General features: G+C 34.3%; 14 protein-coding genes. 7 read left to right on the forward strand and 7 right to left on the reverse strand.

The window, feature by feature from the left end; all coding sequences use genetic code 11:
• Window positions 1–84: 84 nt before the first annotated feature.
• The 3 genes from BC952_RS06475 to BC952_RS06485 are packed head-to-tail and all read left to right on the forward strand — an operon-like array spanning window position 85 to window position 3072.
• Window positions 85–1698: a S8 family peptidase gene (locus BC952_RS06475; RefSeq protein ID WP_121364736.1), complete on the forward strand. Its 1614-nt coding sequence runs from the start codon at window positions 85–87 to the stop codon at window positions 1696–1698.
• A 15-nt stretch (window positions 1699–1713) separates the two neighbouring features.
• Window positions 1714–2658 carry an NAD(P)H-dependent flavin oxidoreductase gene (locus BC952_RS06480; RefSeq protein WP_121364737.1) on the forward strand — a complete coding sequence of 315 codons (945 nt, stop codon included), beginning with the start codon at window positions 1714–1716 and terminating at the stop codon, window positions 2656–2658.
• Between the two features lie 3 nt (window positions 2659–2661).
• A complete protein-coding gene (locus BC952_RS06485) occupies window positions 2662–3072 on the forward strand; it encodes a hypothetical protein (RefSeq protein ID WP_121364738.1) in 411 nt (136 codons plus the stop codon).
• A gap of 33 nt (window positions 3073–3105) precedes the next feature.
• Here the strand turns inward: BC952_RS06485 and BC952_RS06490 are convergent, their stop codons facing one another.
• Entirely contained in the window at window positions 3106–3546 is a 441-nt protein-coding gene (locus tag BC952_RS06490; RefSeq protein ID WP_121364739.1) for a DUF4268 domain-containing protein, read from the reverse strand.
• A 93-nt stretch (window positions 3547–3639) separates the two neighbouring features.
• Here BC952_RS06490 and BC952_RS06495 point away from each other — a divergent pair, with 93 nt between their 5' ends.
• Window positions 3640–4281, forward strand: a complete 642-nt coding sequence (locus BC952_RS06495; protein WP_121364740.1) for an NUDIX hydrolase — start codon at window positions 3640–3642, stop codon at window positions 4279–4281.
• 139 nt (window positions 4282–4420) lie between these two features.
• Entirely contained in the window at window positions 4421–5230 is an 810-nt protein-coding gene (locus BC952_RS06500; RefSeq protein ID WP_121364741.1) for a lysophospholipid acyltransferase family protein, read from the forward strand.
• A gap of 24 nt (window positions 5231–5254) precedes the next feature.
• Here BC952_RS06500 and BC952_RS06505 read toward each other — a convergent pair whose 3' ends face one another.
• Both BC952_RS06505 and BC952_RS06510 read right to left on the reverse strand, forming a co-directional pair.
• Window positions 5255–5887 (reverse strand): hypothetical protein, encoded by a 633-nt coding sequence (locus tag BC952_RS06505; RefSeq protein WP_121364742.1) that lies wholly within the window; start codon window positions 5885–5887, stop codon window positions 5255–5257.
• Window positions 5884–6387 carry an RNA polymerase sigma factor gene (locus tag BC952_RS06510; protein WP_121364743.1) on the reverse strand — a complete coding sequence of 168 codons (504 nt, stop codon included), beginning with the start codon at window positions 6385–6387 and terminating at the stop codon, window positions 5884–5886. The genes BC952_RS06505 and BC952_RS06510 overlap by 4 nt, the downstream gene beginning before the upstream one ends.
• Before the next feature lie 330 nt (window positions 6388–6717).
• Here BC952_RS06510 and BC952_RS06515 point away from each other — a divergent pair, with 330 nt between their 5' ends.
• Window positions 6718–8022: an NAD(P)/FAD-dependent oxidoreductase gene (locus BC952_RS06515; RefSeq protein ID WP_121364744.1), complete on the forward strand. Its 1305-nt coding sequence runs from the start codon at window positions 6718–6720 to the stop codon at window positions 8020–8022.
• A 68-nt stretch (window positions 8023–8090) separates the two neighbouring features.
• On the opposite strand, the gene BC952_RS06520 is transcribed toward BC952_RS06515, so the two are convergent.
• Window positions 8091–9152, reverse strand: coding sequence for a DUF3810 domain-containing protein (locus tag BC952_RS06520; protein WP_121364745.1), 1062 nt, complete (start codon window positions 9150–9152; stop codon window positions 8091–8093).
• 109 nt (window positions 9153–9261) lie between these two features.
• Here BC952_RS06520 and BC952_RS06525 point away from each other — a divergent pair, with 109 nt between their 5' ends.
• The gene (locus BC952_RS06525) at window positions 9262–10725 is read left to right on the forward strand and encodes an aminoacyl-histidine dipeptidase (protein ID WP_121364746.1); all 1464 of its coding nucleotides are present in this window, start codon (window positions 9262–9264) and stop codon (window positions 10723–10725) included.
• A 284-nt stretch (window positions 10726–11009) separates the two neighbouring features.
• Here the strand turns inward: BC952_RS06525 and BC952_RS06535 are convergent, their stop codons facing one another.
• From BC952_RS06535 to BC952_RS06545, 3 genes are all read right to left on the reverse strand, one after another.
• A complete protein-coding gene (locus BC952_RS06535; RefSeq protein ID WP_121364747.1) occupies window positions 11010–11348 on the reverse strand; it encodes a DHCW motif cupin fold protein in 339 nt (112 codons plus the stop codon).
• Window positions 11349–11487: 139 nt separating this feature from the next.
• The gene (locus BC952_RS06540) at window positions 11488–12255 is read right to left on the reverse strand and encodes a carboxypeptidase-like regulatory domain-containing protein (protein WP_121364748.1); all 768 of its coding nucleotides are present in this window, start codon (window positions 12253–12255) and stop codon (window positions 11488–11490) included.
• Window positions 12256–12341: 86 nt separating this feature from the next.
• A complete protein-coding gene (locus BC952_RS06545; protein ID WP_121364749.1) occupies window positions 12342–14267 on the reverse strand; it encodes a DEAD/DEAH box helicase in 1926 nt (641 codons plus the stop codon).
• Window positions 14268–14467 lie beyond the last annotated feature (200 nt).

Genomic DNA, 14467 nt, shown 5'->3' on the forward strand with positions numbered 1-14467 from the left:
TAAGTAGGAGTGTTATAGAAATTTGCAAACTTGTTTCAAACTATTGGAATTTAGCATATTTATGGCTTAACAAATAAAGTTACTATGAGAAAATTTTACTTATTTCTTTTTCTAATCATTGCTACTGCAGGTTTTTCACAACAGGATGCTTGGGTATATTTTAATGCAAAGCCCAATTCTCAATTTTTTTCTGATTCACCATTAGAAATGCTCTCTCAAAGAGCATTGGACAGAAGAGCCAATCAAAATATAGCCCTAGATTATAAAGATATTCCAGTAGAAGCAACTTATATAAGTCAAATAAAAGCAGCTGCAGGAATTACCGTCATGGCAAAATCCAAATGGCTCAACGCAATTCATGTTCGAGGGGAACAAGCGGCTATAAATTCGTTAGCATTATTTTCTTTTGTCACTAAAGTTGATTTTGCGGACAAATCATTGAATCAATTGGGAAAAATCGCAAAATCCACGAAGGTAAAAAAAGGAAATAAAACCAAAAAAACTAAAATTGAATATGCCTATGGTTCCTCTTCAAATCAAATTGAAATGCTTAATGGACAACTGCTGCACCAACAAAATTATACAGGTTCCGGAAAAATAATTGCCGTAATGGATGGTGGTTTCCCTGGAGTCAATACAATACAGCCGTTTCAAAGACTAAGAGATAATAACCAAATTTTAGGAGGATACAATTACGTAATGAGAGATGCTGAATTTTATACAGGTTCTTCACATGGAACATCTGTACTTTCCACTATTGGAGGATACAAAGAAAATTCGTTAGTAGGAACGGCGCCTGATGCCTCTTATTATTTATTTATAACAGAAGATGATACCTCTGAGAATCCTCTGGAAGAATCCCTTTGGGTCGAAGCTGCAGAAAAAGCAGATAGTTTAGGGGTAGATATTATAAATACGTCTTTGGGTTATTTTGATTTTGATAATGAGGCTTACAATCATACCTACAGTGAAATGAATGGAACAACAGCATTTATGTCTCGCGGTGCCGAAATTGCATTTAGCCGAGGAATGATTTTAGTGACTTCAGCTGGTAATTCAGGAAATTCATCAGATCCACATATTGCTGTTCCTGCGGATGCTGTTTCGGTGCTTTCTGTTGGTGCAGTAACTGCTTCTGAAATAATAACTTCATTCAGTTCAACAGGACCATCTTTTGACGGAAGGATAAAGCCGGATGTTATGGCACAAGGGCAAGCCGCTGTTGTTTCAGATGCTGCAGGGAATATTGTAACGGCAAACGGAACTTCTTTTTCAGGTCCAATCATGGCGGGAATGGTAGCTTGTTTATGGCAGGCGTTTCCACAAAAAACAAATCAGGAAATCAGAGCATTAATAGTACAATCATCCGATAAATTTTCGGTACCAAATAATCAATATGGATATGGAATCCCAGATTTTGGATTGGCGGTGAGCAATGGATTAGCTTCAACATCTTTTTCGAAAGATGATTTTATAATTTATCCCAATCCGGCAAATGATTTTGTTTCGGTTTCTTTACCGGCAAAATTTGAAATAGGAACCGTTTTTATTTATACCATTTTGGGGCAAAAAATCTTTGAACAAAAAATCACCTCTCAATCATCAATTATTTCATTGAAATCTCTTGAAAAAGGAATGTATCTTTATAAAATGGAATCTATTGGTTTCTCTAAAACGGGAAAAATAGTAAAACAATAATAGCATTAATACCACATGAATAAAATCACAACACTTTTTAAAATTAAATATCCAATTATTCAAGGAGGAATGATTTGGAACAGTGGATATAAATTAGCAAGTGCCGTCAGTAATGCTGGGGGTTTGGGATTGATTGGCGCTGGTTCCATGTATCCTGAGGTGTTACGCGAACATATTCAGAAATGTAAAAAAGCCACTTCAAAACCTTTTGGGGTTAATGTTCCAATGTTGTATCCCAACATCGAAGAAATCATGAAAATCATTGTTGAAGAAGGCGTAAAAATCGTTTTTACTTCGGCTGGAAATCCTAAAACATGGACTTCATATTTAAAAGAAAATGGTATTACAGTTGTGCATGTAGTCAGCAGTTCAATATTTGCTTTAAAAGCTCAGGAAGCCGGCGTTGATGCTATTGTTGCCGAAGGTTTTGAAGCTGGCGGACATAACGGAAGAGAAGAAACTACCACTCTTACGCTTATTCCCATAGTGAAAGAAAAAATAAAGATTCCCTTAATTGCTGCGGGAGGTATTGCCACTGGTCGCGGTATGTTAGCCGTTATGATTCTTGGTGCAGATGGAGTTCAGGTTGGAAGTAGATTTGCAGCATCTTTGGAATCATCAGCTCATGAAAATTTCAAGGAAACTATCATAAATACTAAGGAAGGTGATACACAATTGACTCTGAAAGAACTCGCTCCAGTGCGCTTAATTAAAAATAAATTTTATCAAGATGTTCAGGATTTATATGAAAAATGTCCTACAAAGGAAGATTTGGTTATTTTATTAGGAAGAGCAAGAGCAAAAAAAGGCATGTTCGAAGGCGATTTAGTGGAAGGAGAATTAGAAATAGGGCAAATAGCAGGGATTATTCACGAAATAAAGCCAGCGGGAGAAATCATTAAGGAGATGATAATCGATTTTCAAACTGCTAGGAAAGAAGTACTAAATTTTGATTTTTAAACAATGAATAAAACAAAAATATATATAGTCTTGTTTTTTTTGGCACTAGGACTGCAACATTCTTATGGACAAAATTATAAGTTTAAAACCACGGGCTTTAGTGTTTTAGAAAAAAATGAAAAGGGAAAGTGGGGAAATTGGTCTGATTTGAATTTGGTTAATATATTAGTTACTCTTGATACTAATAAAAATAGAATTGTAGTTTATTCAAAAATTATCCAACTATTTGAAATTGTTGATTATCAGGCAACTGAAGAAAATGATACTGATATTGTATATTCTTTTTCTTGTAAAGATAATGAAGGAGTCAATTGTACGCTTTCAATCATTACCAGAAAAAAACAAGATAACAGGAAACAATTATACATCAATTATGACAATAGGATTGTTGTTTATAATATTTTCAACATGTAAATAAGGTTAGATTATCGTTTTTGATTTTGTTCATCAAAGTATTTCGATATCTTTAATGAAATCATCATACTCTGAATAAAATGTTTCCAAAGCATTCATTTTTTCGTTGTAAAAATCAAATATTTCATCCCAATAGTTTTTATTACTGACCCCAACGTCTAATTTTTCAACCCAAATTCGACTGATTGTTTTACCACTCTCCAGCGTGTGTTCCTTCTCGAAAATCAAGTCTTTGATAAATTCTTCTTCGAGAATGTTTTTTAAAGCTTCGAGTTTTTCAAAATAAGCAATTCTTTTTTCATCGCTTCGATGCTCAATATCTATTAGAACTTGAGCTTTTTTATTGTCTACGTAAAATTTAAAAGAGAAATCCTTGATTTTAGTGTCATACAAAACCCATTTACGCGGATATTTTTCTGCAAATGCAATCCAAAATTCTCGCTTTAATCTTTGTGTTTCTTCTTTGCTGTACATTTGAAATGACTTTTGGTACTAGAAAATTTGTGCAACTGTATTTTCTAAACTATATTTATATTAAATTTCAGTGTGCAAAAATAGACTTTGATTATGGATTTTCAAGAATTTTTACGGTTTGTTCCTAAATTAATCGATGCTAGGCTTCCTGCATTTGATGCGCATATTAAAATGGCACCTTTAGAGCGACTGGAAAGCTTGAGAAATAATGATTTTGGCGATAAAAAACCTAGAATAGCTGCTGTTATGATGCTTTTTTATCCTAAAAATGATAGAACGCACTTGGTATTGATTGTTCGGAACTCTTATAAAGGAGTTCATTCGGCTCAGATTGCATTTCCAGGAGGTAAATATGAATTAGAGGATGAAAATTTTGCTGAAACGGCACTTCGAGAAACGCATGAAGAGGTAGGAATTCATCCTGATAAAATTGAAATCCTTAAACCATTTACAGAATTATATATTCCACCAAGTAACTTTATGGTGCATCCTTTTTTGGGTATCAGTAAGGAAGAACTTGTGTTTTTACCCCAGCCTTCTGAAGTGGCTGGTATTATTGAATTGCCATTGTCTACTTTCTTGAGCGATGCGATTGTGGTAGATACAAATTTGTCAACTTCTTATGCTGACAGCATCAGTATTCCAGCTTTCAAAATTGAGGAACATATTGTTTGGGGCGCTACAGCAATGATGTTGAGTGAATTAAAAGAAGTTTTAAAAGAAGTTTTAAGCTGAGATATTTCTTTTTTTAATGACTTTAGTGTGTATTTAATTTACAATAATTTCCAAATGGATTCTATTTAATTCAGCAATCAACTTCAAATATAAATTTCGTAAGTTTGTAATCCAAATTCACAAAAAAATACACAATTTTATGGGATTGTTGAAGAGAAATCCTTTCGGACACATATTATTTATAAAAAAATGGCTAATCCGAATCTTCGGAGCCATGACGCATAGACGGTATAGAGGATTTAATGAATTACAAATTGAAGGTTCAGAAATTATCAGAAATTTACCGGATACTAATGTACTTTTTATTTCCAATCACCAAACCTATTTTGCGGATGTAGTAGCCATGTTTCATGTTTTTAATGCAAGTTTGAGTGGTCGCGATGATACTATCAAGAATGTTTGCTATTTGTGGCAACCTAAAATGAATATCTATTATGTAGCTGCTAAAGAAACCATGCAGGCGGGATTATTACCAAGAATTATGGCGTATGCTGGAGCAATTTCTGTAGAGCGTACCTGGCGTGCTAAAGGAGTTGATGTTCAGCAGAAAAAAGATATTAACCCGGATGATACTGAAAATATAAAAATAGCTTTAAATGACGGTTGGGTAATCACTTTTCCACAAGGGACAACAAAATCGTTTAAACCGGTTCGTAAAGGAACAGCACATATTATCAAACAGCACAGACCTATTGTAGTACCTATTGTTATAGATGGTTTTCGTCGCTCGTTTGATAAAAAAGGATTACGCATGAAGAAGAAAGGAATCCTGCAATCTTTTATCATCAAAGAACCGTTGGACATTGATTACGATAATGATACCATAGAAGAAATTGTAGAAAAAGTGGAGTATGCAATTGAGCAACATCCTTCATTCCTAAAAGTTATTCCATCTGAAATTATAAAGGAGCAAGAAGAATTGAACCGATTAAGAAAATGGGAATATTAAAAAAAGAGGCAATTGCCTCTTTTTTTATAAATCTATTTTCTTTAATTCTTTATAATTAGCATACAATCTTCGAAGTAGTATACCATATAAAACTCTGTAAAAAAGCCATAGCAAACCGAATAATGCAATGCTAAAAATACTTAAGATGGCTATTGTTATTGCCATCACTTTGCTATTGCCATTAATTTGATTTTTCAAAGCATCCATTTCAGGATTATAAGCAAAAGCAATGATAAAACCAATAATCAAACCAAAAACAAGCATCGCTAAGTTATACCAAACATAATATTGAACCGTTTTACGAGTTTTGAGTATATCTTGCATCAATTGCTTGGTTGAAGCAGTGGTCGAAATCCGAATATAATTTTTGTAAAACAAATAAATAAAAATCAATATCACTGCGTAATTAAAATAATTCAATACTTTAAAATAGGCAATTAGTTCTACATGCTTTATTTTCTTCAAATATTCATCTGAGTCATAGTAAGCGCTAACACAAGTCCATAACAATACCTCCAAAATGCTTATAATCAAAATCCACTTCACTATCGAAGATGATTTTTTATGAATCATTTTATAAATCTCGATTTTCGACACCTGCTCAAAAGAATTATCACTCTTTTGCCAGTCTTTTTTTAATAAATCCAACTCTTTCATACGCCTAATGGATTTAATATTTTTTTTAATTTCCCTTTGATTCTATTCATTTTCACCCTTGCATTTACTTCACTAATTCCTAAAGTTTCTGATATTTCCTGATAATCCTTATCTTCCAGATACATAAATATCAACGCCTTTTCAATATCATTCAACTGGTAAACCGCTTTGTACATTAATTTTAATTGTTCTTCTTCTTCATAGTCATATTCCACATCATTCAGAAAATGTTGTCGCCCTTCAAATTCGATAGTATTTATGGATCGTTTTGTTTTTCGGTACAAAGTAATCGCCGTATTCAGCGCGACTCGATAGGCCCAGGTAGAAAATTTGCTGTCACCCCTGAATTTTGGAAAAGCCTTCCACAACTGTATCGTGATTTCCTGGAATAAATCCTTATGTGCATCATCGCCATTAGTATACAACCTACAAATTTTGTGGATTATATTCTGATTTTCCTGCAACTGCGTTACAAAAGAATGTTCTAGATTATCACTCATATATACGTTAGTAAGTCAATACTGGTTTTTGTTACAAATTATGGGAATAAAATAATACTTCTCAAATTTATCATTACGAGGTACGAAGCAATTAGGAGCACAACACTAATCATTTCATAACTAATACTCGTCCCGCTGTACATTACAATCTTTATTTTCTGAAAAATCAAAAAAACAAAGGATTTCCATTACCATCGGGGCTAATTTACACCTTTATTTTTCAGAAGATCATTTCCAAAGAAAACAAAAATTTCGATACTATTTGATGAAATGCAACAATAGAAAACTTTGTATCTTTGGTTTTTAACAACTTTGAACTTTTTTACAAACATGAACATCCCAAATTCAACTTTACCCAGAATAGTCATTATAGGTGGTGGTTTTGCCGGAATTGCATTAGCTAAAAAACTAAAAAATAAAAAAGTTCAGGTTGTCCTTTTGGATAAACATAATTATCACACTTTCCAACCTTTATTATATCAAGTAGCTACAGGCGGTCTCGAAGCCGGTTCTATAGCGTACCCAATCCGAAAAGTGATCCAAGAATACGATGACGTTTATTTTAGACTCACCAATGTCCAGGAAATAGATAGTAAAAATCAAAAGATAATCACTGAAATAGGCGAATTAAAGTATGATTATTTAGTCATTGCCACGGGTTCCAAAACCAATTATTTTGGCAACAAAGAAATCGAGCGGAACAGTATGGCCATGAAAACTATACCGCAATCACTGAATATAAGAAGTTTGATTCTCGAAAATTTTGAGCAAGCCGTTTTGACTACCGATGTAGCCGAACAGAATAGTCTTATCAATTTTGTACTCGTAGGTGGCGGACCAACAGGAGTAGAGCTTTCCGGAGCTTTGGCCGAAATGAAAAAAGCCATTCTGCAAAAAGATTATCCCGATCTTGATATTGCCAAAATGGAAATCAATCTGATTCAAAGTGGGGACAGGATTCTTAATACTATGAGTGAGAAATCCTCTCAAGCTGCCGAGAAGTTTTTAACCAGTTTGGGTGTGAAAATCTGGAAAAACGTTCGTGTCACTAATTATGATGGACGAACTATAACCACAAATTCCGATTTGACATTTGAAACCGCCACCGTAATCTGGACAGCAGGCGTTCAGGGTGCTCTTATTGCGGGATTGGATGGAAAATCCTTGGTAGAAAAAGTAGAACGCATACGTGTCAATGAATTCAATCAAGTAGTGGGCTATGAAAACATTTTTGCAGTAGGCGATATTGCTTCTATGGAATCCGAAACCTATCCGCAAGGACATCCCATGATGGCGCAACCCGCCATGCAGCAAGGGGAATTATTGGGTGAAAATTTAATAAAATTAATTGAAAACAAACCCATGGAAGCTTTCGAATACAGCGACAAAGGTTCTATGGCAACTATAGGAAGAAATAAAGCCGTTGTCGATTTGCCAAATTACCATTTCAGTGGTGTTTTTGCTTGGTTTGTCTGGATGTTTGTACACTTATTTTCCCTTATTGGATTCAAAAATAAAGCTGTCGTATTCCTGAATTGGGTCTACAATTATATTCGTTTTGATCGGGAAGGAAGATTGATTATTAGACCCTACAAAAAGAAAAGTTTTACCACTTTTACAAGTGATGAAGTATAGAAAATGATGCGTTATGAATTATAAGTTTTAAGGTCTTGTTCATAACTCATAACTCCATAACTAATCATTTATAACTCTTTTTCTTTATAATAATTCACCATCAAATTCACAAATTTGCTGTATCCTTCTATGCCGTCTTTTTGCTGGTTTACTTTCAGAAATTGATCGTAAAAAGCATGAAAACCTTTGTCGATAATCGTATCGTATTGCTTCCAGAAATGCTCACTTTCTTTATAATTTTTCAAAATGCCGGGATGAACAGTTTTTAATAATTGTTTGTAAATCGTTTCATTTCGGGCTTGCCAATTGCCTAAACAATAGCGTAAAGCCATGCTGTAACCTGAATATCGAATGTATAAATCATCATTTTTTACAGAAGCTAAAAATCCAATAAAGTTGCATTCGCTTTCACTTGCATAACCCATCTGATGTGCTATTTCATGAGTGGTAGTCATTGGAAAACTATACATTGGGCCCAAATAATTTACCTGCGCTTCATTGGTAAACGGATTGAGATAACCTCCAAAACCCATATAGGTCAAAGGCAAACTAATCAGTGATTTCTTGGTACTTAGCTTGGAATAGGAGAAATAAGGATGTTCAACAGATAAGTTTTTGTATCCATTCAAACTCATTTCAAAAACCTGCTCTTGCGAGTAGGGGAATACGACTTTCAAGCTGTCGTTTTTTGTAAGTTGGTAATGAACAGCATTGCTTTTAGCAATTATTTTTTTTGTGAAAGCCAACAAATCAACATCCGAATAGTCTTTTTGAATTTCCATTTTTTCAAAAAGCGGTTCGCGGTAATAATTCAATGCCCAAAGAACATGAAACAAAAAGTAAAAAATTGAAACAAAACTCAAGATGCTCAAAACAGTGTCTTTCCATTCGGATTTCCAGGTTTTTCGTTTGTTCCAAATCCATTTTAAAATAAATAAAATAAGAATAAAATAAAGGCAGTCACCTACAGAAAAAGGAATTCTGCCCAAAATAGTTCTTGAAAATAGCGAAAGTATCGGATAAAAACCATTGCTGTACCAATCTTCTATCTGTTCCGGGTAAAAGGGAATTATTTGCAAAAGCAGAATTTGGATTAATAGGAAGCAGGAAAGGAAATATTTTGTTTTCAATGTTTGAATTTTGGAAATGTAAATATAATTACAATATCAATTACTATCATACCGAATTTAAACTTTGTAACTTTGGGACTTGTAAATGTTAAACCTCAAACAAAAATAAATGAGTCAGGAAATAAGAAATCTGGAACCAAAAGTACTTTGGAATAAGTTTGCCGATTTGAATGCCGTGCCTCGTCCTTCTAAAAAAGAAGAGCGTGTGATTGCGTTCATGAAAAACTTTGGCGAAAGCCTTGGATTAGAGACTTTCGAAGATGAAATTCGCAACGTAATTATCCGCAAACCGGCAACTGCTGGAATGGAAAACAGAAAAGCAATCGTGCTTCAAGGACATTTGGATATGGTGCATCAAAAAAATTCGGATACCGTTTTTGATTTTGATACACAAGGAATCGATATGTATGTTGATGGGGATTGGGTTCGTGCTCGAGGAACCACTCTTGGTGCTGATAACGGTCTAGGAGTTGCGGCTATCATGGCAATTTTAGAAAGTACGGATATTCCGCATCCTGCTATTGAAGCTTTGTTTACCATTGACGAAGAAACAGGAATGACAGGGGCGTTAAACTTAAAAGGAGGCATTCTGCAAGGTCAAATTCTTTTGAATATGGATACCGAAGAAGATGATGAAATCGACATTGGTTGTGCAGGGGGAATTGATGTAACGGCTACTGCTGAATACGATGAAGAAGAAACTCCGGAAGGATCTGTTGGATATACGATTACCGTAAAAGGATTGAAAGGTGGGCATTCTGGAATGGATATTCACAAAGGATTAGGAAATGCCAATAAAATCATGAACCGATTATTGTTTGATGGTTTTGATAATTTTGGTTTGCAAATTTCTGAAATTAAAGGAGGAAGTTTACGTAATGCGATTCCTCGTGAAAGTCAGGCAAAAGTAATTATTGCCGAAGTGTACGATGAAGCTTTTGTTTTTGACATGCAGCAAATTGTAAATGAAATCAAAACAGAGTTTAAAACAACGGAACCAAATTTAGAAGTTGTTTTTGAGAAAATGGAGGCAACTCCTGCTAAAGTAATGCCTACAATTGCTCAGTTTTATTTTGTAAGATCGATGTATGCGGCACACAACGGAGTGTACAGAATGAGTGCTGATTTTGATGATTTAGTAGAAACATCAAATAACATTGCCAAAGTAATTGTTGGAGACGGACAACTTTCAGTACAATGTTTAACGCGTTCTTCTGTTGAAACATCTAAATTTGATTTGGCTAATGCGTTGCGTTCCGCTTTTGAATTAATGGGTTGTGAAGTAGAATTTTCAGGTTCATATCCTGGTTGGACACCAAATTCTGAATCTGAAATTTTGGATGTTTTAGTTCCAATTTACGAAAAACAAAACGGTGAAAAACCAAAAGTAGTGGCGTGTCACGCCGGATTAGAATGTGGAATTCTGGGAACTAATTATCCGGATATGGATATGATTTCTTTTGGACCTACGATTCACGGTGCGCATTCCCCTGATGAAAGAGCTAGTATTTCTTCTTCTCAGAAATTTTGGAAATTTGTATTGGAAATTTTAGCGAATATTCCAGTGAAATAGTATTCAGTTATTGAAAAAGTGGTCAGTGTTCAGTTGTTTAGGAGTCAGTATTTATAACTGAACACTTCTTTTTAAACTTAACACTGACCACTAATTTTTAGTCTCTTTTAGGAGCGTTCTTCTTGTCTCTCTTTTCTTCTTTCTTTTCTTTAGCCGTCTTCAAAGGCTCTTTTTTAGCAGTTTTTTTTGCGTCTTGACTTTTTGCCATGATATAGATATTTAGGTTATGTTTTTAATTCTTGATTCAGGTAAATGTATATAATATTTTTGATTTGTTTTAAATATTATTTTAAAAAATCCCCATCGATGATTAATAATTCGACGCCATTAGCGGCTATAGACCGATGCGAACTTTCATTGTCTGAGACGATATAAGTCATTCCTTTAGAAAGTAGAACTTGTTCTCCAGATTCTAATTCACTAATAAGATTTCCTTCAAGACAATGAACAATATGTCCTTTTTGACACCAGTGATCTGCCAGATAATCTTTGGAATACCTTACTTTACGAATTCTAAGTCCGCCTAATTGTATTGTTTGCCAATGTGCAATTCCTGTTGTTCCTATATGTTTAGTTTTTTCTATTGAATCCCAATCAATAGTTTGGAAAGGTATATTGGACATAGTTTCTATTTTTTTGAAGATTTAAATTTTGACTAGAACTTTAATATATTGACTTTAAAATAAAATTCCCCAATTTCTTTTAGAATTGAGGAATGATTTAATTTGTAAAAGCTTGTTTACTAAGATTTAATTATATGTTTTATTTTTTCTTTAAAACTTTATATTCTTCATAACAGCCACTGATGGCATCCATAATTTGTAAGTCGTTAGCTGTTTTTATAAATGATTCCGAGTAGTTGCAACGCTGTAAAATTTCAGGGATTTCATTTTTATCAATACCTAAAAGTACGGCTATAGTTTCTCTGTCAAATTTTGATTCCAGAAGATTACGCACCGTATCATCTTTCTTCATTTCTTTGAGTTTTTTGAGCTCTTTTGGATTGTTACCAAAGAAATTATACAACATATCGGCTGGATTAAAGATAGAACCAAGAACTTTTCCAAACGCATTTGGAGAATATTCTCCAGCTTCATATCCTTGAGTCAATCCGGAAATACTATAACGATAGTTTTCTCTTACAGGAATGATTTTAGTGTCAACTTCTAGATATCCGGTCAGATTAAAAGGGCGGATGATCACTTCTTCTAGCGCAATGGCTTTTTCAGTAAGTTGTATTTTGGTACTTTTATTTTTGATCCAGTCATTAGTTACTCTAACACGAAGTGATTGAAATCCCAGACTGGTGATGTGAAGTGTGTCGTTAACTTGAACATCGATCTCAAAAAATCCTCTAGCATCAGTAGTTGCACCTCTTACTTTGTTGATGTTAATAATATTTACACTGGATAAGGGTTGTCTGGTAGTGTTGCTGATGATGATACCATCAACTTTTTGGGAAGGTTCTTTAACTTGCGCAAACGCTGTTGCGGATACTACTAAAAAAAAGAAAACTACAAAATATTTCATAAACTGATTTAAGACTTTAAAAGTAATAAAACAGGATTAAATATTTTGTAGTTCCAGTATAATTATAAGAAAATTAACAATACTTGTTAGTCTCTTCTCGGTCTTCTTGGTCTTGGTGAATCACCAAAGCTTTCAGAACGTCTTGGTGCTCTATCAGATGAACCTTCAGTTCTAGGTCTGTCAGATGAAAAACCACCTTCTCTTCTTGGAGCATCACTTCTTCCGCCAAATCCACCTTCTCTAGGAGCTGAACTTCTGTCGCTTCTAAATCCGCCTGAACCTTCTCTTCTCGGAGCAAAACTTCCTTCTCTTCTTGGAGCTGAACTTCTTCCGCCACCAAAACTTCCGCCAGAACTTCTTCCGTTATGATCACGTCTTCCGCCACCATCATTTTTAGAAATTTCAACATTGATTCTACGTCCTTCTAATTGTACGTTATTCAATATTTCCATTACTTTATCAGTATGTTCCGGATCTGTGTTAAAGAAAGAGAAACCTTCTTTTACATCTACTTTGAAAACATCATCACGACCTAAGTCTAATGTTTCTTTCAAGTAATCCTTCAATGACATCCAATCAAAGTTATCTCTAGAACCTATGTTGACAAAGTATCTTGTTGCACCACCATTGTTATTTTCTCTTGGAGCACCATCTCTGTCATCGCGCTCACGTCTTTCAGAACCAGAAGCTTGATTAGAAATATCTCTGTTTTTCTTATAGTAATTGATAAAACGATTAAATTCAACCGATACCATTTTCTTGATTAATTCCTCTTTTGATAAATCTTCAAGAACGCTGTTAATTGCAGGAAGGTAAGTGTCAATTTCGTGATCAACTTCCGTGTCTTTAATTTTAGTAGCTAAGTGTAACAATTGGATTTCGCAGATTTCAATTCCAGAAGGGATTGTTTTCTCTTCGAATTTTTGTTTTATGATTCTTTCGATCGAAGAAATCTTACGCAATTCACTTTTAGTAACAATTACAATAGAAGTACCTAATTTTCCAGCACGACCAGTACGACCTGAACGGTGATTGTACGTTTCGATTTCGTCAGGTAATTGATAATTTACTACGTGAGTAATATTGTCAACGTCAATTCCACGTGCAGCTACGTCAGTTGCTACAAGCATTTGGATTTGTCTTCCTCTAAAAGATTTCATTACACCATCACGTTGCGCTTGAGATAAATCTCCGTGCAATGCAGCAGCGCTATATCCATCTTCAACCAGTTTTTCAGCAACAGCTTGCGTATCTCTTTTGGTACGACAAAAAACTACTGAGAAAATGTCTGGATTAGAATCGGCTAAACGTTTCAAAGCTTCATAACGGTCACGAGCATTAACAAGGTAAAATTCGTGTGAAACTGTAGCAGAACCTGAGTTTTTAGCTCCAACTGTAATTTCAATTGGATCTTTCATGAATTGTTTTCCAATACGTGCTACTTCAGCAGGCATTGTTGCAGAGAATAACCACGTGTTTTTTTCGTCTGGCGTAGTCGAAAGGATGTTTACGATATCTTCGTAGAAACCCATGTTCAACATTTCGTCAGCTTCGTCAAGAATACAATAGTTGATTTGAGAGATGTTTACCAATCCTCTATTGATCATGTCTTGCATTCTTCCTGGAGTTGCCACAATAATTTGCGCGCCTCTCTTTATGTCTCTCGCTTGTTCTGTAATGCTAGCTCCACCGTAAACTGCTACCACATTAATACCTTTTTCGTATTTAGAGTAGTTTTTAATTTCGTTGGTAATCTGCAAACAAAGTTCGCGTGTTGGAGATAAAATTAATGCTTGTGTATTTCTGTTGTTGGCATCAATTTTCTGAATAACTGGAAAACCAAAAGCTGCCGTTTTCCCTGTCCCTGTCTGAGCCAACGCAACCATATCTGTGTCTTTTTCCAATAATAGGGGAATCGCTTTCTCCTGTACTTCGGTCGGATTTTCAAATCCTAGATCTAAAATCGCCTTCAGTAACGATTCACTCAATCCTAATTGTTCAAATTTATTCATATGTATTTTTAAAATAGGGTGCAAAATTACTGTTTATAATTCATATAAACTAATGCTATTTTAAGATTTAATGATTTATTATAATTTGATTATCAGAAAGTTATATTTTTATTTGCAAATTTGAGGTTTCGATTTGGACAATTGAGTGTGAAATTAGGACTTGAAATTTAATATTTTGTTGTAAAAATGTTGTATTCAAT

This window comes from Flavobacterium limicola (genome assembly GCF_003634755.1).
Taxonomy (GTDB): domain Bacteria; phylum Bacteroidota; class Bacteroidia; order Flavobacteriales; family Flavobacteriaceae; genus Flavobacterium; species Flavobacterium limicola.